This window comes from Polynucleobacter sp. AP-Feld-500C-C5, assembly GCF_018882265.1.
In the GTDB taxonomy this organism is placed as follows: Bacteria; Pseudomonadota; Gammaproteobacteria; order Burkholderiales; family Burkholderiaceae; genus Polynucleobacter.
Map to the genome: position 1 here is coordinate 53,527 of NZ_JACVOW010000026.1, position 18,213 is coordinate 71,739.

Genomic DNA, 18,213 nt, shown 5'->3' on the forward strand with positions numbered 1-18,213 from the left:
CTGGGCGGGTGAGGTGAAGGTTTTACAATTCGCCCATGACTATTAAATCTGACCACTGGATCCGCCGCATGGGCGAGCAAGGCATGATCAGCCCATTTGAACCTGGGCAGATCCGCCAAGACGCTGCAGGCAACAAAATCGTTAGTTATGGCACATCAAGTTATGGCTATGACATTCGTTGCGCAGACGAATTTAAGATCTTTACCAACATCAACAGCACGATTGTTGATCCCAAAAATTTCGATGAGCAATCCTTCGTAGATTTCAAGGGCGAGGTTTGCATCATTCCTCCCAATTCATTTGCTTTGGCAAGAACGGTGGAGTACTTCAAGATTCCGCGTAGCGTCTTAACTGTTTGCGTAGGTAAGAGCACCTATGCACGTTGCGGCATCATCGTGAATGTCACGCCATTTGAACCCGAGTGGGAAGGTTATGTCACTTTAGAGTTTTCAAATACCACCCCATTACCTGCCAAAATTTATGCAGGCGAAGGTTGTGCACAAGTGCTCTTCTTTGAGAGTGATGAAGTGTGTGGCACATCTTATAAAGATCGCGGTGGTAAGTATCAAGGTCAGCGGGGCGTGACCCTGCCTAAGACTTAAATTTTTCTGTCATAAATTCGAGTTCGTAAACCTAAAGGGTTGCCATGAAATTTCGTTTCCCAATCATCATTATTGATGAGGATTTTCGTTCCGAAAATATTTCGGGTTCTGGTATTCGCGATCTTGCTGAGGCAATCGAAAGCGAAGGTATGGAGGTTATTGGCTTAACCAGTTATGGTGACCTGACTTCATTTGCTCAGCAAGCCTCTCGCGCTTCTTCATTTATCGTCTCGATCGATGATGAAGAGTTTGTTTCTGATTCTGAAGACCATGATCTTCCAGCGCTCAATAATCTCCGCGCATTTATTACTGAGGTCCGTAAACGTAATGAAGATATTCCGATCTTCTTATATGGCGAGACTCGTACCTCACGCCATATGCCTAACGATATTCTGCGTGAGCTTCATGGTTTCATTCATATGAATGAAGACACCCCAGAATTCGTGGCGCGTCACATTATTCGTGAAGCTAAGGTTTATCTTGATTCTTTAGCACCCCCTTTCTTCCGCGCGCTCACTAACTACGCATCAGAAGGTTCCTATTCTTGGCATTGCCCAGGGCACTCAGGTGGCGTAGCTTTCCTCAAGAGCCCAGTAGGCCGGATGTTTCATCAATTCTTTGGTGAGAACATGCTGCGTGCGGACGTTTGCAATGCCGTAGAAGAATTAGGTCAGCTCTTAGACCATACCGGACCAGTCTTGCAGAGTGAGCGCAATGCAGCCCGCATTTTCAATGCTGACCATTTGTTCTTTGTCACTAATGGCACCTCTACATCTAACAAGATTGTTTGGCATTCGACAGTAGCTCCTGGCGATGTCGTCTTAGTAGACCGTAACTGCCATAAGTCTGTGATTCACTCCATCACGATGATGGGCGCGATCCCGATCTTTTTAATGCCGACGCGGAATCATTTAGGCATTATTGGACCGATTCCAAAAGAAGAATTTGAGTGGGCCAATATCAAGAAAAAAATTGATGCCAATCCATTCATTAAGAATAAGAATGTTGTCCCTCGTGTGATGACGCTTACTCAGAGTACCTATGATGGCATTGTCTATAACGTCGAGATGATCAAAGAGATGCTTGACGGTAAAGTCGATTCACTGCACTTTGATGAAGCTTGGTTGCCTCATGCTGCCTTCCATCCCTTTTATAAGGATATGCATGCGATTGGCTCTGATCGAAAGCGCACCAAGAAGAGTTTGATGTTTGCCACCCAATCAACCCATAAGTTATTGGCTGGTCTCTCACAGGCCTCGCAAGTCTTGGTTCAAGATGCGGAAGATACGAAGTTAGACCGTGATTGCTTCAACGAAGCCTACTTGATGCACACCTCCACTAGTCCACAGTACGCAATCATTGCGTCTTGTGACGTATCTGCTGCCATGATGGAATCTCCTGGCGGCACTACCTTAGTTGAGGAGTCGATTGCAGAAGCCATGGACTTCCGTCGCGCGATGCGTGAGGTGGATGATAAATTCGGCGCTGATTGGTGGTTTAAGGTTTGGGGCCCAGATCATTTAGCAGAAGAGGGTATTGGCGAGCGCTCTGACTGGGTGTTAGAGCCCAATGCAAGCTGGCATGACTTTGGCAAACTCGCCAAAGGCTTCAATATGCTTGACCCTATTAAAGCAACTGTTGTGACCCCTGGCTTGGATATCGAAGGTAACTTTGGTTCTATGGGTATTCCGGCAAGCATCGTGACTAAATACCTTGCAGAGCATGGTGTGATCGTGGAGAAGTGTGGTCTTTACTCCTTCTTCATTATGTTTACCATCGGTATCACTAAAGGGCGTTGGAATACGCTTGTAACCGAATTGCAGCAGTTCAAAGATCACTTTGATAAAAATGCACCTCTCTGGAAAGTCTTGCCTGAGTTTGTAGCAAAACACCCACGCTATGAGCGCGTTGGTCTGAAAGATATCTGCCAACAGATTCATGAGTTCTATAAGAGTCGCAATGTAGCACGCATGACGACAGAGATGTATACCTCTGATATGGAGCCAGCGATGATGCCTTCAGAAGCTTGGGCCAAGATGGCGCATAAAGAAGTGGATCGTGTACCGCTGGATAAATTGGATGGTCGTGTCACAGCGATGTTAGTTACTCCATATCCGCCAGGCATTCCCCTCTTGATTCCAGGTGAGCGCTTTAACAAACGAATCGTGGACTATCTCTACTTTGCGCGTGACTTTAATGAAAAGTTCCCAGGCTTTGAGACTGATATCCATGGCTTAGTGAAAGCTGATCTAGATGGACGCAGTGAATACTACGTGGATTGCGTCAGGCAAGAGCGAGATATCACGCTTTAAGTCTGCTTCAGGATAAGGGCCATGCCCTGCTTCTGGGAGGTCTTCTTATTTAACTGACTTATCTAGCTGGAAGCTTACTGGCCCATCTTCATCGACTTTGCTCGTCGAGTTATCTGATTTATTTTCTTCACCAGTGAAATTGAAATCCTGACTTTGCACAATTGCGGCAGGTTTATCCAAGAGAGTAGTGACTAGCGCTGGAAAAGCCATCACTACGACAACCATTATGAGTTGCAGTCCTACCCATGGCAATGCACCCCAATAAATATCGCCACTTTTCACTTCTTTTGGTGCTACACCTCTGAGATAGAAGAGCGCAAAGCCAAAAGGAGGGTGCATAAAAGAAGTTTGCATATTCACGCACAGCATCACACCAAACCAAACTAGAGCTGCACTTGCTGCAGCTTGTGGATTCCCATTCATTGAGTCGAGCAATACGGGTGAGAGCAACTTGACTGCTACCGGGGCAAGCAAGGGCACCACAATAAAGGCGATTTCGAAGAAGTCTAGGAAGAACGCTAAGAAAAACACAAAAAGGTTTACAACAATCAGAAAGCCAATCCAGCCACCGGGCAGGCTTGAAAAAAGTTCCTCAACCCAGCGACCCCCATCGACCCCTTGAAAGACTACTGAGAAACAAGTCGAGCCAATCAAAATGAAGACGACCATTGCAGTAATCCGCATGGTGTTTTGATAGGCTTCTCGAATGAGCCCTTTGAGATTGGGAATATTTGCGCGTCGTATCCAGGCGAGTAACAATGCACCCATCGCACCCATGGCGCCTGATTCTGTAGGAGTAGCAATCCCAGTCATGATGGTGCCAAGCACTAAGAAGATGAGTACTGCTGAGGGAATGATGCCCAAGAGGCATTTTTTCCAGAGAGACCAGCCCTTAAGCGTCAACTCACCCTCAGGGGCGGGTGGCAAATCACCTGGACGAATGCGTGCCAAGAAAAAAGTGTAAAGAGCAAATAAGGCAATTTGTAAAAGCGAAGGCCCCCATGCACCTAGATACATACTGCCCACATCTGCACTACCGCTTTGGGTTTTGAGTTGATCGGCTAAAACAATCAGAACTAGCGACGGGGGAACAAGTTGGGTAATCGTTCCAGAAGCCGCTAAAACACCCGTAGCGTAGCGCATGTTGTATCCGTAACGCATCATCACCGGCAAAGAGATCATCGCCATAGCGATCACCTGAGCCGCTACAGTGCCCGTAATTGCTCCCAAAATAAAGCCGACAATGATCACGGAATATCCTAGGCCTCCACGTACTCTGCCAAAGAGCTGCCCCATCGAGTCCAGCATTTCTTCGGCGAGGCCACAGCGTTCAAGGATCGCACCCATAAAGGTAAAGAAGGGGATTGCTAGAAGAAGATCATTGGCTAGAACACTGCCGAAGATACGCTGAGGAATAGCTTGTAAAAAAGCCATACCAAAAAAGCCTTCGCTCATGGCAATGAGAGAGAAGAATAAACCAGCCGCCATTAATGAGAATGCCACCGGAAAGCCAATCAACATAAAGATGACTAGACCGCCAAACATCAAGGGAGGCATCCATTCTAGGGAGATCATTGCATGGGCTTGTCGTAATGGAGATCTTCAACTGGCAAGATCATCTTCCCCCTGAGTGCACCGATGCGTTTGATCATTTCAGATAAGCCTTGCAGGCTCAACATAAAAAAACCAAAGGGCACAATCAATTTAATGGGGTAACGCGCAAGACCACCGGAGTTCATCGAATGTTCCATCACTAACCAGGATGGATAGAAGAGGGTAGTCCACGAGAGCCAAGTAAATAGCAGGCAGGCAGGCATTAAAAAAAACGTCAAACCAAAAAGATCTACCCAGAGTCGACCCCGATCTGAGAGTTGGGAGTAAATCAGATCAACCCGGACATGCTCATTACGCTTCAAGGTGTATGAAGTACCCAACATGACTGCAGCAGCAAACAAGTACCACTGTAATTCGAGTGGCCAGTTATTGCTGATATCAAGACCATAGCGGAGTAATGCGTTTGCCGCGGAGACTACACAAGACAATAGAATCATGATGCTAGCGGCCTTGCCTAGCAATTGATTAACGTGATCAATACCCGAAGAGAGTTTGGACCAAAACCCCATGTGATCTAGAGATCTGCACGGCCTCGCTTAATGGCAGCGAGTACTTGTGTGGGTGCCGTACCACCAGCATGCTGGCGAGATTGCACAGAGCCATCAACAGTGAGCAATGCAAAGACATCATCGCCAATGAGCTCTGGGCGATTATCTAAGCCACAAGCAAAGCGCAGTTCAGACAAGCTCAGATCAGTCAGCATGCAGTTTCTGCCAACGCAAGCTTTCACGGCGTGTGCAACAGCTTCATGGGCGTCGCGGAAGGCTAAACCTTTCTTCACCAAGTAGTCTGCTAAGTCGGTGGCGGTTGCAAACCCTTCTTCAGCAGCAGCTTTCATCACATCAGCCTTGACTTCAATATGGGGAACCATATCAGCAAAGATGCGTAAGGTATCTTGCACAGTGTCAACTGCATCAAATAAAGGCTCTTTATCTTCCTGATTATCTTTGTTATATGCCAAAGGCTGACTCTTCATTAGCGTCAATAAAGAAATCAAGTCACCATAGACGCGACCCGTTTTACCCCGTGCTAATTCTGGAACATCAGGGTTTTTCTTTTGCGGCATGATTGAGCTCCCTGTACAGAAGCGATCTGGTAAATCGATAAAGCCAAAGCGTGGGCTCAGCCAAAGAACAAGCTCTTCTGATAGGCGAGAAACATGCATCATCAAAATAGATGCAAAAGCACAAAACTCAATTGCAAAGTCACGATCTGACACTGCATCTAAAGAGTTATTGCAGATACCGTCAAAACCGAGAGTCTTGGCCACCTGCTCACGATTAATCGGATAGGTGGTGCCAGCTAATGCAGCGGCACCGAGAGGTAAGCGGTTAAAGCGAGCGCGTAAATCTGCCAGGCGACTTGCATCACGACTAAACATTTCGTAATAAGCCATCAAGTGATGACCAAAGGTAATGGGCTGGGCTACTTGAAGATGAGTATGACCCGGCATGATGGTGCCAGCATGCTTTTCTGCAAGATCCAATAGGGCGGTACGCAAGGTTTTTAAAGTGGTAGCAATCTCATCTACACTGCCACGCAACCACAAGCGCAAATCAGTAGCTACTTGATCGTTCCGCGAGCGACCGGTATGCAGGCGCTTGCCTGCATCACCGACAAGCTCCGTTAGGCGGGCTTCAATATTGAGGTGGACATCTTCTAGCGCCAATTGCCAGTGAAATTCACCGGCCTCAATCTCACTTTTAATCTGAGCCATCCCTTTTTGAATGTCAGCTAAATCCTGGGCGCTGATGATCTTTTGGGCTGCTAGCATTTGGGCGTGAGCCAAGGAACCTGCGATATCGACCATCGCAAAGCGTTGATCAAAGCCAATAGAGGCTGTATAACGTTGAACAAGTTCGTCAACTGGTTCAGCAAAACGTGCCGACCAAGCTTGGGCTTTGTTGGCTAGGGAATTTTTGGATGAGCTCATAAACACAGTATATTGGTGTAGGTCTTTAATTATTTTAAATGTTATGTCCCAAAACTTAAATTCTGCATCCCCTTCAAGCGCTCTGGAAGCCCCAAAGCGTCTAGTTATCGCCTCCCGTGAAAGTCGTCTGGCTATGTGGCAAGCCGAACATGTGCGAGATTGCCTCAAAAAGCTCTATCCTGGCTGCGACGTGCAGATTCTGGGGATGACCACTCGGGGAGACCAAATTTTGGATCGAGCCCTCTCTAAAGTGGGTGGCAAGGGCCTTTTCGTCAAAGAATTAGAAACTGCCCTCGAAGATGGAAGAGCAGATTTAGCGGTACATTCCCTCAAAGATGTACCGATGGTGATGCCTGAGGGATTCGATCTATCTTGTGTGATGGCTAGAGAAGATGCCCGTGATGCCTTCGTATCGAATGATTATGCAAGCCTGGAAGATCTTCCAAAAGGTGCTGTTGTAGGCACCTCGAGTTTACGTCGCGAATCCGTACTCCGCGCTAAATTTCCTGATTTAGAAATTCAACCTTTACGTGGCAACTTAGATACGCGTATGAGTAAGTTGGATCGTGGCGAGTATCAAGCCATTATTTTGGCTGCAGCGGGATTAAAGCGCTTAGGTTTAGAAAATCGTATTCGTGCTTGTCTTCCGTACGATCCCTACACACCAGCCGCTGGGCAAGGTGCTTTAGGAATTGAGACGCTAAGTAGTCATCCTAATATCAAGCAATGGTTGTCGCCACTCAATGACCTGCCAACCCTATATGCTGTCTCAGCAGAACGCATGGTCTCGCGTCAGTTAGGCGGTTCTTGTGAAGTACCCTTGGCAGCGCATGCCGTATGGGATCAGAACCAAATGCAAATTCGGTCTTTTGTCGCCAGCACCGATGGCAAAGCAATTTGTTTGGCCAATGGCAATGCATCGGTTCAGTCAGTGGAAGATGCCGAAGCTTTGGGGCTTGCGGTTGCAAAAGATTTACTCGCTCAGGGCGCTGCTGATTTAATTCCAAACATCCCAAAATAAAATTCGATCAATAGTTGCGATGAGCACAAAAACGATTGTGATCACCAGGCCGAGCGGTCAAGCTCGCCAGTTGATCGAAGTGCTCACCCAAACTATCGAGAAGAGCGGGATTGCTAAGCGAAGTCTGCCAGAAATCGTTGCACTTCCTTTGTTAACGATTGTTCCTAAGGATGATGAGCAGCTTGCTGACCACATCGCTAGCACCTTAAAAGATGCTGACTTGGCAATCTTTGTTAGCCCTAATGCCGTTGAATCTGTCATGCGTTTGCTTGAGCGGGACTGGCAAGACTTTTCTAAGAAGATTATTCCGATTGGCGTCATGGGTGGAAGTAGTGCTTTAGCCCTCAGAAACCATGGCATTGGGTCAGAAGCAAATCCGACTCCCGTGTTGATGCCGAAAAATAATGAGCAATGGGATTCAGAAGGATTGTGGCAAGAACTGCAAGGACTGCAGTGGGGTTGGCCCAATAAGAAGGTTGTGATTTTTAAGGGTGAGGGCGGCCGCGATTGGCTGGCAGAGACCCTCAAAAAGTCTGGCGCAAGAGTAGAAGCCATCTCTACATATACTCGTGTGCCCTTGGATACTCATAACCCCGCATGGCACGCCATACAGCAAATGGATGTTTCTAAATCTCTTTGGCTGTTAACCTCATCAGAGGCAGTACGTTATCTTGGCCAAGTGATGAAGGATCAATTGGTGCAGGGCTTGCAAAGTGCTAGTGCTTTATGTCCGCATCACAATATCTCTGATGCAGCAAAAGCCATTGGCTTTGGTGAAGTGTTTACTACCGAGTCAGGTGATGAAGCCTTAATTAAGGCCACATTGGCTTGGCTCACTATTTCATAGTTGAGTAGTTGAGCAGGGCTGGTAAGAAAATTTCGTTCACCAAAATTGGATGACCCTTTAAGCGATAAAGGGTACGCCGTGCCCACAACGGTGAGCTCAGGCCAACATGACTCTTCGAACATTTTTTCCATAGAGCACTGCTTTTATCTAAGCGAGCAATATCGCGAGCAGGCTTTACTTTCGAGTGCATGCGCGTTTTCGCAAAGAGCACTGCACCTAATGGCTTTGTGCCTAAGCGCAATACTGCATGATTGCTACCACTCGCACTGAAAGTAGGGATGACGCTATGCGCCATGACGAGAGGAATATTATTCACGCAGAGTAAAACCTCACGAACGCGACAGCGTCTGATCTTGAAATGAAAATAGCGACTCTCATCGCTATTTAAGGTTTGAGGACAATCACGCAAAACCTGAACTTGCAGTTTTTGACCAATCGCATCCTCAATTTTTTGGGTTAGAGACCCAGTGTCCCTTAGCCATGGTTGCCACTTTCGTGGCGCCCGATGAATTTGACCGGAACCGACTCGATTCCATGCAGAACGGAGACGATTGCGGTCAGTCATATTTAGCTACCGCTAAAGTTACGACGTTGGCCGCCAGACTTTGGTTTGGCAAAGCGTGGGCCGGCCGGACGTGCGGGACGTGAATCCGCAGCACGTGCGGGACGTGAATCCGCTGAGCGAGCTGGACGGGAGTCGCCTGAGCGGCTTCCACTTGTATTACCGCCGCCACCGCCACCAAAGCGTGACTCAGAACGAGCGCCGGAGCCATAGCGACCACTGCCGCCTGAGCGATTACCGCCAAAGCCGCCGCCAGAGCGACCACCACCAGGGCGGCCACCGCCACCACCAAAGCTAGGCTTGGCTTGTGGCTCAAGACCTGCGATGACTGAAGCAACAATATCTTGTTGAGTAAAGCGTTCGATATTACGAATCTTGGCGCGATCGCGATGTTCAACCAAAGTGATTGCAACGCCATTACGACCAGCACGACCTGTACGACCAATGCGGTGTGTATAGTCTTCGGGCTTCATTGGCAGACCAAAGTTAATGACGTGACTAATGCGTGGCACATCAATACCACGAGCCGCTACGTCGGTTGCTACCAAAATCTTGGTATGACCTTTACGAAGTGATTCGAGACGACGCATCCGCACAGCTTGAGGCATTGCACCGTGCAGGGCAGTAGCTTCGTAGCCATTAGCGCGCAAGGTATCAGCGATCTTTTCGCTTTCTACTTGAGTGCTTGCAAAGACAACCGCTTGATCCAAAGAGGCGTCAGCCAAAATATGCTCAAGGAGTTTGTGCTTGTGTGACATGCTGTCAGCCCAGTGCAACTTCTGCTCAATGTTGGCGTGCTTTTCACCGGCGTGAGCAAGTTCGATACGCTTAGCATCTGTAGTCAACTCGTTTGCTAAAGACATAATCTTGGGCGCAAAAGTTGCAGAGAACATCAAGGTTTGGTTGCGACCAGCACAACGTTTGTCAATCGCTTCTAGATCATCAGCAAATCCCATGTCGAGCATGCGATCAGCTTCGTCAATCACGAGCTGCTTAACATCATCTAAGCGAATTGCTTTGCTATCGCACAAGTCGAGCAAACGACCTGGGGTTGCAACAACTAGCAATGCACCTTTTAATGCTTGGATTTGTTTGCCGTAAGGCATACCACCCATGACAGTAGCGATGCGGATGCCTTTCATGCCACGAACTAAGTTCACTGCATCGGCGGCAACCTGTTGCGCTAACTCACGAGTAGGGCAGAGCACTAATACTTTTGGTTGTGCACGACCGGGTATAGGTGAATTATTTGGGTTGCTTTCAATCAGTTGATTAATTAAGGGCAATAAAAAGGCTGCGGTTTTACCGCTACCGGTTTGGCTGCTGACCAATAAGTCACCACCGGCCAAAGCAGCAGGGATAACCTGAGCTTGCACAGCAGTAGCTTGGGTGAAACCCAGTTCAGCAACGTTTTTAAGAAGTGGCGCCGCTAAGGCGAAATTCTGGAATTCAGTTCCAGTGCTCTTTGAGTCATTCGACTCAGGTTTAGTTTCTTTAGAAAAAGTCATGCTATTACACATCCCCTTAAAGGGATGTCTCCGTATGTTGCACCCATGGTTTTTTATAGGGTGCGATGGTCAAAGGCATCGACCATCAGACAAGCGGCAGCGCGTTTTTTTAACTTCGGTGTTTATAACTTCTAAACGATACGCTGAAATAGAGCTGGGGGGCGATGAATCATATTGCTTAAAAAAGCCTCTTATTATGGCAGTTTGAGACTGTGATTACAAGGGTTTTCCCGAATTAATTATGATGTTGCGATGGAATGGTTCACATTAAGCCTCTTATCACCTTCAAATGCAGGAATCGTGGACTTCTCAAGTTATTTGCTTGGGACGCTGCTCATCATCTTGCTACCTGGCCCTAATTCGCTTTATGTATTAACGATTGCAACGCAAAGGGGTTGGCGTGCTGGCGCTTGGGGTGCGCTTGGAATATTCATCGGCGATTTGGTGTTGATGAGCGCTGTTGCGCTAGGAGCCGCATCACTCTTGATGTCCTCACCTTTACTATTTCAGTGTGTACGCATCATCGGGGCAATCTATTTGGTTTGGTTAGGAATAGGTTTGCTACGAAGCGGGCAACAGCGCTGGACGATACAATCGCATTCAAAAGTATTTGAGATTCAAGCGCGCTTAATGCAATTACATCCGCTGCTCGCTGCACTCTCACTTTCTTTAACAAACCCTAAAGCAATCTTTTTCTTTATCGCTTTCTTCTCGCAATTTATTCGGCCAGATTTTGCACATCCAGCTCTGACTTTTATTTACCTTGCAACGGTTCTGCAGATAATGAGCATGACCCATCTAACAGGGCTTATCTTTATTGGGCAATTTTTCTCAAAGTATTTCAAGCATCACTACCGCTTTACTGCGGCATTATGGATACTTGCAGGCATCCTATTCATTGGATTTGCAATTCGTTTAATGGTTGACTGACTACTTTAAGCGACGCAACAACTGCTCCACTTTTTTTCCATAAGGCGGACGCACAGCTTGAGTGCCTTTTAAGAGGCTTGTGCCAAACAGCCCACGCACTTGAAGAATTGGTTTTTGGTGACTAAAGGTATCAAAGCCTGCTTTACCGTGATAGCTGCCCATGCCGCTAGCCCCCACGCCACCAAAAGGTAAGGAATCAACGGTGGCATGCAAGAAGACATCGTTAATAGTGATGCCACCAGAGCGCGTGTTCTCTATCACTTGCTGCAAATGCTTTTTGTTTTTACCAAACCAGTACAAGGCTAAAGGGTTCGGTTTGCTATTGACATAAGCGATAGCCGCTACAGTATTGGCTACAGTGATGATTGGCAAAATCGGGCCAAAAATTTCTTCGTGCAGTACCCGAGCATCATGAGGAATATCAATTAAAGCAAGGGGTTCAAAGCGTCTTCCGCCTGCAGCAGGATTATTCAATAGCGGGATGACTTTTGCACCACGCTCCACGGCATCACTAACAAGGTGCTGCCAACGCTCTAGCTGGGCATCATCAATCGGGCCAGTCAGCTCTTCTGGGTTACTAAATTGAGTCTGTGCTGCTGCTTGCAGTTCTTGAATGAACTCAGCCTGACTGCTACTTTCAATGAGGACATAGTCGGGCGCAATACAAGTTTGACCGCTATTGAGCAACTTGCCATAAGCAATCGCTGCAGCAGTATCCTTAAGTTTTGCAGAGGTATCAACAATGGCAGGGGTCTTGCCGCCAAGTTCTAGTGTCACTGGTGTTAGGTTTTCTGCGGCTGCGCGCATCACTTTTTTGCCTATAGCCTCTGATCCGGTAAACAATAAATGGGCAAATGGTAGAGCGGCAAATGGTTCCGCTACATCAGAACTGCCAGTGCTGACGCAAAATTCACTAGGGTGAAAGTATTCTTGAATTAAGCCTGCCAAAAATCCAGAGGTACGTGAGCTCCGTTCGGAGGGCTTTAGCCAAACGCGATTACCAGCAGCTAATGCAGCAATAGCGGGAAGAAGAGCTAACTGTATTGGGTAGTTCCAAGGGCTCATAATACCAACAACGCCAATCGATTGGTTCTCTAGCCAAGCCTCTGAAGAACCCATATACCAGGGTGTTTCCATGGGTACTGGTCTCATCCAGTGTTTTAGATGCTTGCGAGTGTATTTACAGGCTTGATACACCATCTGAAATTCAGCGAGGCGAGTTTCGATCGGATGGCGAACGCCAAAATCAGCGATCAAGGCCTTGCATAGCTTTTCTTCATTGGCCGCAATCATTTTTTCAATTCGACCAATGCGCTCGAGCCTCACTTCTAGGGTGGGGTTGTGTTCAGCTGCGTAGGCTGCTTTGATTTCATCAAACTGGATAGTGAAGCGATTCATAGCGGATTAATAGTTGGCAAACATGTAAATAAGGTATTAGGATAAAGCCATGACTGAAATTACTGATAAAAACCCACCTTCCTTAGAGCGAGCAACCCTAGGCGGAGGATGTTTTTGGTGTCTTGAGGCTGTTTACCAGCAGATTCAAGGCGTGAACAGTGTCGTCTCGGGCTATGCTGGGGGCGCTAGACCCAACCCCTCTTATGAATCCATTTGCACAGGTGTCACAGGCCATGCAGAAATTGTTGATATTCAATTTGATCCCCAGGTAATCTCTTTCAGAGATCTACTGGAAATCTTCTTTGTGATTCACGACCCTACCACCTTGAACTATCAAGGTAATGATCGTGGGACGCAATATCGTTCGGTGATTTTTACCCATAGTGACGAGCAGACCAAGATTTCTCATGAGGTCGTGCAAGAGTTGGAGAATTCTAAAGTTTATGCGGATCCGGTCGTGACGCAAATTGATGATGCGCCAACAATTTACCCAGCTGAAGATTATCACCAGAACTATTTCCAGCAACATCCCCATCAAGGGTATTGTGCTGCTGTAGTGGCACCAAAGTTGGCGAAATTTAGAGCGAAATTTAAATCGCTGATTGCGCCAAAGTATGCTTAATCGCTAAGGTGCTTAAGGAGCAAGGCGATTGATTTTCCAATTGCTGCCATCGCGCTTGTAATGAATGCGATCGTGCAGCCTAGAAGGACGCCCTTGCCAAAATTCAATCTCGGTTGGGTTTAGGCGATAACCACCCCAGTGCTCAGGGCGGGGAGGTTCATCACCAAATTCGGACTTGAAGCGTTTTTCAGCTTCTTCTAAAAACTCTCGGTTTGGAATGGCAGTACTTTGGGGAGAAGCCCAGGCACCAATGCGAGATGCTGGAGGACGAGAATGGAAATACTGATCACTTTCCTCTGGGCTAACGCGCTCGACAACTCCCTGAATACGGACTTGGCGTTCTAACTCATGCCAATGAAAGAGGAGTGCGGCTTGAGGGCGTACAGCAAGCTCTTTACCCTTTTGGCTCTCGTAATTAGTAAAAAAGGTAAAGCCATTTTCGTCGGCACCTTTTAGTAAGACAATACGGGCAGAGGGATTTCCGGCTTTATCGGCGGTAGCTAAGGTCATGGAATTGGGTTCAGGACACTCTGCTGTGATGGCCTGGTTAAACCAAAGCTGAAACAGCGGCAAAGGATTGCGTGGAACCTCAGATTCTGAAAGCTGACCAAAGGTGTAGTTTTTACGGAGTTGAGCAATAGAGTCCATTTATTCAGTATAAAGAGAAGCTATGGCAGAAGACAAGATTGAAAACGTGGGTGAAGGTGGTGTTGAAGAGCGCCGCTTCGGAGGGGTTTCTAGACTCTATGGATCTGAGTTGCGTGTCCGCTTTCAGAATGCCACTGTTGTAGTAGCGGGCCTTGGTGGCGTGGGATCTTGGGCCGCAGAAGCGCTGGCACGAACTGGCATTGGCCATTTAGTACTGGTCGATTTTGATCATATTGCAGAGAGTAATACCAATCGTCAGTTACATGCATTCGATGGTCAGTATGGCAAGGCTAAAGTCGAAGCAATGACCCAACGTATTTTGCAAATCAATCCTGAAATTCAATTAACTGCCTGTGATGAATTTTTAGAGCCAGAGAATCTCGACCGTATTATTCCTTTGAATGCTTATGTTTTGGATGCTACTGATTCAGTGCAAACCAAAATTGCACTCTCAGTTTGGGCTCGGAAAAATCAGCGCGCTTTAGTCATATGTGGTGCAGCAGGCGGAAAAACTGATCCTACTTCGGTACGCTGTGATGATTTATCCCGCACTGAACAAGATGCCTTGCTAGCCAAAGTACGCCAAGGCTTACGGCAGGACCATGGTTTCTCTAGAAACCTAAAACACCAGATTGGTATTCGAGCCATCTACTCTCATGAGCCTCGTGCTGGTGCTAGTACCGGCGGTTTGGCTTGTTCTGGTTACGGCTCAACTGTCATGGTTACGGCCGCTTGCGGTTTAGCTGCTGCTGCAGAGATCCTCAATCTGATCGGTCAAGATCAAAAATAATGGCATTGACCAGTTAGTTCAGAAAAATTCCTATAAATCCTTAAGGGGATTCCCTGTAGGAAATTACTGATTCTGTTGCAGTCATATCCAGCAAACGAATCTGATGCCTCATGATTTAAAAGCAATTTATATTTGCTGAGTATTTACTTTTGATCATTTAGTCACTTTAGTTATTTTTATCCCCTAGTGCAGATGACAAGTCCTCCCTAGACTTTGCTTCGTTGGTAAACCGCCAACGACAAATCGAAAGGAGGTCTCTTTTGCAGACTGAACAAACCGGCTTGAAACGCCACCTTAAAGTAAGGCACATTCGTCTAATGGCCTTAGGTTCAACGATTGGCGTTGGATTATTTCTGGGATCTGCGAGTGCAATACAAATCGCTGGACCGTCCATTCTCTTGGGATATCTACTTGCCGGAATCGTGGCATTCATCGTATTACGCACTCTAGGTGAGATGGCGGTGCATGAGCCCGTGGCAGGCTCTTTTGCTGCTTACGCCAATAACTATGTTGGACCACTAGCGGGGTATATGGTGGGTTGGGGTTATTGGACCTACTGGATTGTGGTCGGAATCGCCGAGGTCACAGCAGTTGGGATCTATATGGGGATCTGGTTTCCAGAGATACCTCAATGGGTTTGGGCGTTATCGTCGATCGTCATGATGGGTCTGATCAATCTCATTGCCGTAAAAGTATTTGGTGAGTTTGAGTTTTGGTTTGCGCTCATTAAGGTGGTAGCCATTGTGGCGATGATCACATTGGGTGGATCAGTCATTCTCTTTGGCTTTACGAATGATTGGCAGCCAATCGGCCTGAGTAATCTTTGGCAGCATGGTGGTTTCTTCCCTAATGGCATTAGCGGTATGCTGCTCTCTTTGCAAATGGTCTTATTTGCATACGTTGGCATCGAGATGATTGGTCTTTCTGCTGGAGAGGCGGAGAATCCGAAGAAAACGATACCCATGGCGATTGACTCTTTAGCTTGGCGCATCCTCATTTTCTATATGGGTGCGATCTTGGTTATCTTAGCGATCTTTCCATGGAATGAGGTAGGTCAGCAGGGCAGTCCATTTGTGGTGATGTTTGAGCGGATCGGCTTACGCGAGGCAGCCGGGTTGATCAACTTCGTAGTGATCACTGCGGCTCTCTCATCATGCAATGCTGGCATCTTCAGCGGTGGTCGCCTTTTGTATGCTTTGTCTTCAAACGGCTATGCCCCAACGTCTTTTGCCAAGCTCTCAAAGTATGGTGTTCCGCATCGTGCGGTGATAGTAACTGTGGCAGTTTGTATGTCAGGCGTAGTACTGAACTACTTTGTGCCTGATAAGGCCTTCCAATACATCATGGCAGCGGTCACCTTTGTGGGCTTGATGGTATGGATTGCCATCTTGTTTACCCAAATGAAGTTCCGTCGCTCTTTAAGCAAAGCGCAAGTAGCTGAATTGGGTTACCGCGCACCTTGGTGGCCTTATTCCTCATGGTTTGCTCTGGCATTTATTTTCTTAGTAGTAGTGCTGATGGGCTTTCATGAAGATGCGCGCATGGCCTTGATATTAGGCCCATGTCTATTAGGGGTGTATCTCGCGATGTTTTACATCGTTGGCTTGCACCGTAAAACAAAAAATAGTCGTCAATTTAAATAACAGGAGATAGCAATGATTATTGGCGTTCCACAAGAAGTAAAAAATAATGAATTTAGGGTGGGCCTCACACCAGGTAATGTCAGTGGCTTATGTAAGCAAGGGCATTCGGTATTGATTCAAAGAGGTGCTGGGATGCAAATTGGTTTGAGTGATGAGTCCTATCGTATTGCAGGTGCTACTTTGATCAACAGTGCAGCAGAAGTATTTCAGAAGGCAGAGATGATTGTGAAGGTGAAAGAGCCCCAGCCACAAGAATGTGCCATGCTGCGTGAGGATCAAATTTTATTTACCTATTTACATCTCGCGCCAGATCCAGCCCAAACCAAAGCCTTATTAGCATCCGGCGCGACATGTATTGCTTATGAGACGGTTACCGCCATGAATGGCGCTTTGCCTTTACTTGCTCCCATGAGTGAAGTAGCAGGACGAATGTCGATTCAGGCTGCAGCTTCCCATTTAGAAAAAACCCATGGTGGTTTGGGAGTATTGATGGCAGGTGTACCTGGTGTCTCGCCGGCTAAGATTGTGATTTTGGGTGGTGGAGTAGTCGGTCGCAATGCTTTACAAATGGCAGTAGGTATGGGCGCAGATGTCTGCATCTTCGATCGCGATATTGATCGCCTGCGTCAGATTGATATGTTCTATGGCAATCGCGTACGCACTTTTTATTCTGATAGTTTGTTAATTGAACAAGAAGTGTGTGAGGCTGATGTGGTGATTGGCGCCGTTCTTTTGCCAGGTGCTGCTGCACCTAAACTGGTGACACGAGAGATGGTCAAGAAAATGAAAGCAGGTGCGGTGATTGTGGATGTTGCGATTGACCAGGGCGGTTGCTTTGAAACATCGAAACCGACCACTCATGCAGATCCGACCTTCCTGGTGGATGGAGTACTGCATTACTGCGTAGCCAATATGCCAGGTGCAGTCGCAAGGACATCTACCTTTGCATTAACCAATGCAACCTATCCTTTTGTAGAGGCGTTAGCTAATCGTGGGGTGGTGAAGGCATTATCGATTGACCATCACCTACGCAATGGCTTGAGTGTTCATAAAGGTGTTTTGACTTCTCAGCCTGTCGCACAGGCTCAGGGTCTTGACTTTGCTCTTGCGGAGGAGCTCTTTGTAGTCTAGTCACCTGAAGGATTTACACTGGCTAGATACTTACTCATTAAAGCCACAAGATCCATGGACGTTTCAGCCTTAACCCTCTCCGCTGGTGTAGTTGCATTAGCGGAGATGGGTGACAAAACCCATTTACTTTCTTTAATGCTTGCTGCTCGCTACCCTAGGCAAGCACTAGCCATCATTGCAGGTATTTTTATTGCCACGATTGCAAACCATGCCTGCGCTGCCTTACTTGGACACTGGCTGATGACCCTAGTTTCTCCAGATGTGATGCGTTGGATTTTGGGCACCAGTTTTTTAGGGATTGGTTTATGGCTTTTGGTTCCCGATCATATTGATGATGCGGCAGATTCTAAAGTGGCCGATCGTGCGCTTCAGGTATTGATGCTGACGGTTGTCCTATTCTTTTTGGCTGAGATGGGAGATAAGACGCAAATTGCAACTATTGCTTTGGGTGCTCGATATGAGGATGTGGTTTCGGTAACGATCGGCACTACATTGGGGATGATGTTGGCTAATGCCCCAGCGGTATGGATTGGTCAGAAATTTACCCAACGTATGCCAATCAAATGGGTGCATGCTGTTGCAGCAATCACGTTTATTGCTATTGGTGTGGCCACTCTGGCATGGAGTTAAGCTAATCCTCTACATTTGGGGA

At 47.2% G+C, this 18,213-nt stretch carries 17 protein-coding genes; 10 read left to right on the forward strand and 7 right to left on the reverse strand.

Annotation, left to right across the window (positions count from 1 at the left end; genetic code table 11):
• Window positions 1-35: 35 nt before the first annotated feature.
• Both dcd and ICN21_RS10760 read left to right on the forward strand, forming a co-directional pair.
• Window positions 36-602, forward strand: a complete 567-nt coding sequence (dcd, locus tag ICN21_RS10755; RefSeq protein ID WP_215296622.1) for a dCTP deaminase — start codon at window positions 36-38, stop codon at window positions 600-602.
• 44 nt (window positions 603-646) lie between these two features.
• Window positions 647-2,914 carry an arginine/lysine/ornithine decarboxylase gene (locus ICN21_RS10760; RefSeq protein ID WP_216178410.1) on the forward strand — a complete coding sequence of 756 codons (2,268 nt, stop codon included), beginning with the start codon at window positions 647-649 and terminating at the stop codon, window positions 2,912-2,914.
• Between the two features lie 45 nt (window positions 2,915-2,959).
• On the opposite strand, the gene ICN21_RS10765 is transcribed toward ICN21_RS10760, so the two are convergent.
• Genes ICN21_RS10765 through argH form a run of 3 tightly spaced genes read right to left on the reverse strand, consistent with a single transcriptional unit; the run spans window position 2,960 to window position 6,461 of the window.
• Window positions 2,960-4,489 carry a TRAP transporter large permease subunit gene (locus ICN21_RS10765; protein WP_216178411.1) on the reverse strand — a complete coding sequence of 510 codons (1,530 nt, stop codon included), beginning with the start codon at window positions 4,487-4,489 and terminating at the stop codon, window positions 2,960-2,962.
• On the reverse strand, window positions 4,486-5,037 hold the full coding sequence (locus ICN21_RS10770) for a TRAP transporter small permease subunit (protein WP_216178412.1): 552 nt from the start codon (window positions 5,035-5,037) through the stop codon (window positions 4,486-4,488). Before ICN21_RS10770 ends, ICN21_RS10765 begins: the two co-directional genes overlap by 4 nt.
• 5 nt (window positions 5,038-5,042) lie before the next feature.
• Window positions 5,043-6,461: an argininosuccinate lyase gene (gene argH / locus ICN21_RS10775; protein WP_216178414.1), complete on the reverse strand. Its 1,419-nt coding sequence runs from the start codon at window positions 6,459-6,461 to the stop codon at window positions 5,043-5,045.
• A 43-nt stretch (window positions 6,462-6,504) separates the two neighbouring features.
• Here argH and hemC point away from each other — a divergent pair, with 43 nt between their 5' ends.
• Together hemC and ICN21_RS10785 are read left to right on the forward strand one after the other, a co-directional pair.
• A complete protein-coding gene (hemC, locus tag ICN21_RS10780) occupies window positions 6,505-7,482 on the forward strand; it encodes a hydroxymethylbilane synthase (RefSeq protein WP_216178417.1) in 978 nt (325 codons plus the stop codon).
• Window positions 7,483-7,501: 19 nt separating this feature from the next.
• Window positions 7,502-8,329 (forward strand): uroporphyrinogen-III synthase, encoded by an 828-nt coding sequence (locus tag ICN21_RS10785; protein WP_216178418.1) that lies wholly within the window; start codon window positions 7,502-7,504, stop codon window positions 8,327-8,329.
• On the opposite strand, the gene ICN21_RS10790 is transcribed toward ICN21_RS10785, so the two are convergent.
• Window positions 8,319-8,894: a chorismate lyase gene (locus ICN21_RS10790; protein ID WP_216178420.1), complete on the reverse strand. Its 576-nt coding sequence runs from the start codon at window positions 8,892-8,894 to the stop codon at window positions 8,319-8,321. The genes ICN21_RS10785 and ICN21_RS10790 overlap by 11 nt on opposite strands.
• Before the next feature lie 2 nt (window positions 8,895-8,896).
• Window positions 8,897-10,399, reverse strand: coding sequence for a DEAD/DEAH box helicase (locus ICN21_RS10795; RefSeq protein ID WP_216178421.1), 1,503 nt, complete (start codon window positions 10,397-10,399; stop codon window positions 8,897-8,899).
• A 252-nt stretch (window positions 10,400-10,651) separates the two neighbouring features.
• Between ICN21_RS10795 and leuE the strand changes: the two genes are divergently transcribed.
• Window positions 10,652-11,329: a leucine efflux protein LeuE gene (gene leuE, locus ICN21_RS10800; protein ID WP_216178423.1), complete on the forward strand. Its 678-nt coding sequence runs from the start codon at window positions 10,652-10,654 to the stop codon at window positions 11,327-11,329.
• On the opposite strand, the gene ICN21_RS10805 is transcribed toward leuE, so the two are convergent.
• On the reverse strand, window positions 11,330-12,727 hold the full coding sequence (locus ICN21_RS10805; RefSeq protein ID WP_216178424.1) for an aldehyde dehydrogenase family protein: 1,398 nt from the start codon (window positions 12,725-12,727) through the stop codon (window positions 11,330-11,332).
• A gap of 49 nt (window positions 12,728-12,776) precedes the next feature.
• On the opposite strand from ICN21_RS10805, the gene msrA reads away from it, so the two are divergent.
• Entirely contained in the window at window positions 12,777-13,349 is a 573-nt protein-coding gene (gene msrA, locus ICN21_RS10810) for a peptide-methionine (S)-S-oxide reductase MsrA (protein WP_215296632.1), read from the forward strand.
• Between the two features lie 12 nt (window positions 13,350-13,361).
• Here the strand turns inward: msrA and pdxH are convergent, their stop codons facing one another.
• A complete protein-coding gene (pdxH, locus tag ICN21_RS10815) occupies window positions 13,362-13,997 on the reverse strand; it encodes a pyridoxamine 5'-phosphate oxidase (RefSeq protein WP_215320008.1) in 636 nt (211 codons plus the stop codon).
• Between the two features lie 22 nt (window positions 13,998-14,019).
• On the opposite strand from pdxH, the gene ICN21_RS10820 reads away from it, so the two are divergent.
• The 4 genes from ICN21_RS10820 (at window position 14,020) to ICN21_RS10835 (ending at window position 18,191) form a co-directional block, all read left to right on the forward strand.
• Window positions 14,020-14,787, forward strand: a complete 768-nt coding sequence (locus tag ICN21_RS10820; protein WP_216178425.1) for a ThiF family adenylyltransferase — start codon at window positions 14,020-14,022, stop codon at window positions 14,785-14,787.
• 317 nt (window positions 14,788-15,104) lie between these two features.
• Complete coding sequence (locus tag ICN21_RS10825) at window positions 15,105-16,430, forward strand: amino acid permease (RefSeq protein ID WP_304609692.1); 1,326 nt, start codon at window positions 15,105-15,107, stop codon at window positions 16,428-16,430.
• A 12-nt stretch (window positions 16,431-16,442) separates the two neighbouring features.
• The gene (ald, locus tag ICN21_RS10830) at window positions 16,443-17,561 is read left to right on the forward strand and encodes an alanine dehydrogenase (protein WP_215296636.1); all 1,119 of its coding nucleotides are present in this window, start codon (window positions 16,443-16,445) and stop codon (window positions 17,559-17,561) included.
• 54 nt (window positions 17,562-17,615) lie between these two features.
• Window positions 17,616-18,191, forward strand: a complete 576-nt coding sequence (locus ICN21_RS10835) for a TMEM165/GDT1 family protein (protein WP_216178429.1) — start codon at window positions 17,616-17,618, stop codon at window positions 18,189-18,191.
• Window positions 18,192-18,213: the final 22 nt, after the last annotated feature.

Coding starts and splice junctions, on each gene's coding strand:
- dcd (WP_215296622.1), top strand. CDS start 36: ATGACTATTAAATCTGACCACTGGATCCGCCGCATGGGCGAGCAAGGC.
- ICN21_RS10760 (WP_216178410.1), top strand. CDS start 647: ATGAAATTTCGTTTCCCAATCATCATTATTGATGAGGATTTTCGTTCC.
- ICN21_RS10765 (WP_216178411.1), bottom strand. CDS start 4,489: ATGATCTCCCTAGAATGGATGCCTCCCTTGATGTTTGGCGGTCTAGTC.
- ICN21_RS10770 (WP_216178412.1), bottom strand. CDS start 5,037: ATGGGGTTTTGGTCCAAACTCTCTTCGGGTATTGATCACGTTAATCAA.
- argH (WP_216178414.1), bottom strand. CDS start 6,461: ATGAGCTCATCCAAAAATTCCCTAGCCAACAAAGCCCAAGCTTGGTCG.
- hemC (WP_216178417.1), top strand. CDS start 6,505: ATGTCCCAAAACTTAAATTCTGCATCCCCTTCAAGCGCTCTGGAAGCC.
- ICN21_RS10785 (WP_216178418.1), top strand. CDS start 7,502: ATGAGCACAAAAACGATTGTGATCACCAGGCCGAGCGGTCAAGCTCGC.
- ICN21_RS10790 (WP_216178420.1), bottom strand. CDS start 8,894: ATGACTGACCGCAATCGTCTCCGTTCTGCATGGAATCGAGTCGGTTCC.
- ICN21_RS10795 (WP_216178421.1), bottom strand. CDS start 10,399: ATGACTTTTTCTAAAGAAACTAAACCTGAGTCGAATGACTCAAAGAGC.
- leuE (WP_216178423.1), top strand. CDS start 10,652: ATGGAATGGTTCACATTAAGCCTCTTATCACCTTCAAATGCAGGAATC.
- ICN21_RS10805 (WP_216178424.1), bottom strand. CDS start 12,727: ATGAATCGCTTCACTATCCAGTTTGATGAAATCAAAGCAGCCTACGCA.
- msrA (WP_215296632.1), top strand. CDS start 12,777: ATGACTGAAATTACTGATAAAAACCCACCTTCCTTAGAGCGAGCAACC.
- pdxH (WP_215320008.1), bottom strand. CDS start 13,997: ATGGACTCTATTGCTCAACTCCGTAAAAACTACACCTTTGGTCAGCTT.
- ICN21_RS10820 (WP_216178425.1), top strand. CDS start 14,020: ATGGCAGAAGACAAGATTGAAAACGTGGGTGAAGGTGGTGTTGAAGAG.
- ICN21_RS10825 (WP_304609692.1), top strand. CDS start 15,105: ATGGCCTTAGGTTCAACGATTGGCGTTGGATTATTTCTGGGATCTGCG.
- ald (WP_215296636.1), top strand. CDS start 16,443: ATGATTATTGGCGTTCCACAAGAAGTAAAAAATAATGAATTTAGGGTG.
- ICN21_RS10835 (WP_216178429.1), top strand. CDS start 17,616: ATGGACGTTTCAGCCTTAACCCTCTCCGCTGGTGTAGTTGCATTAGCG.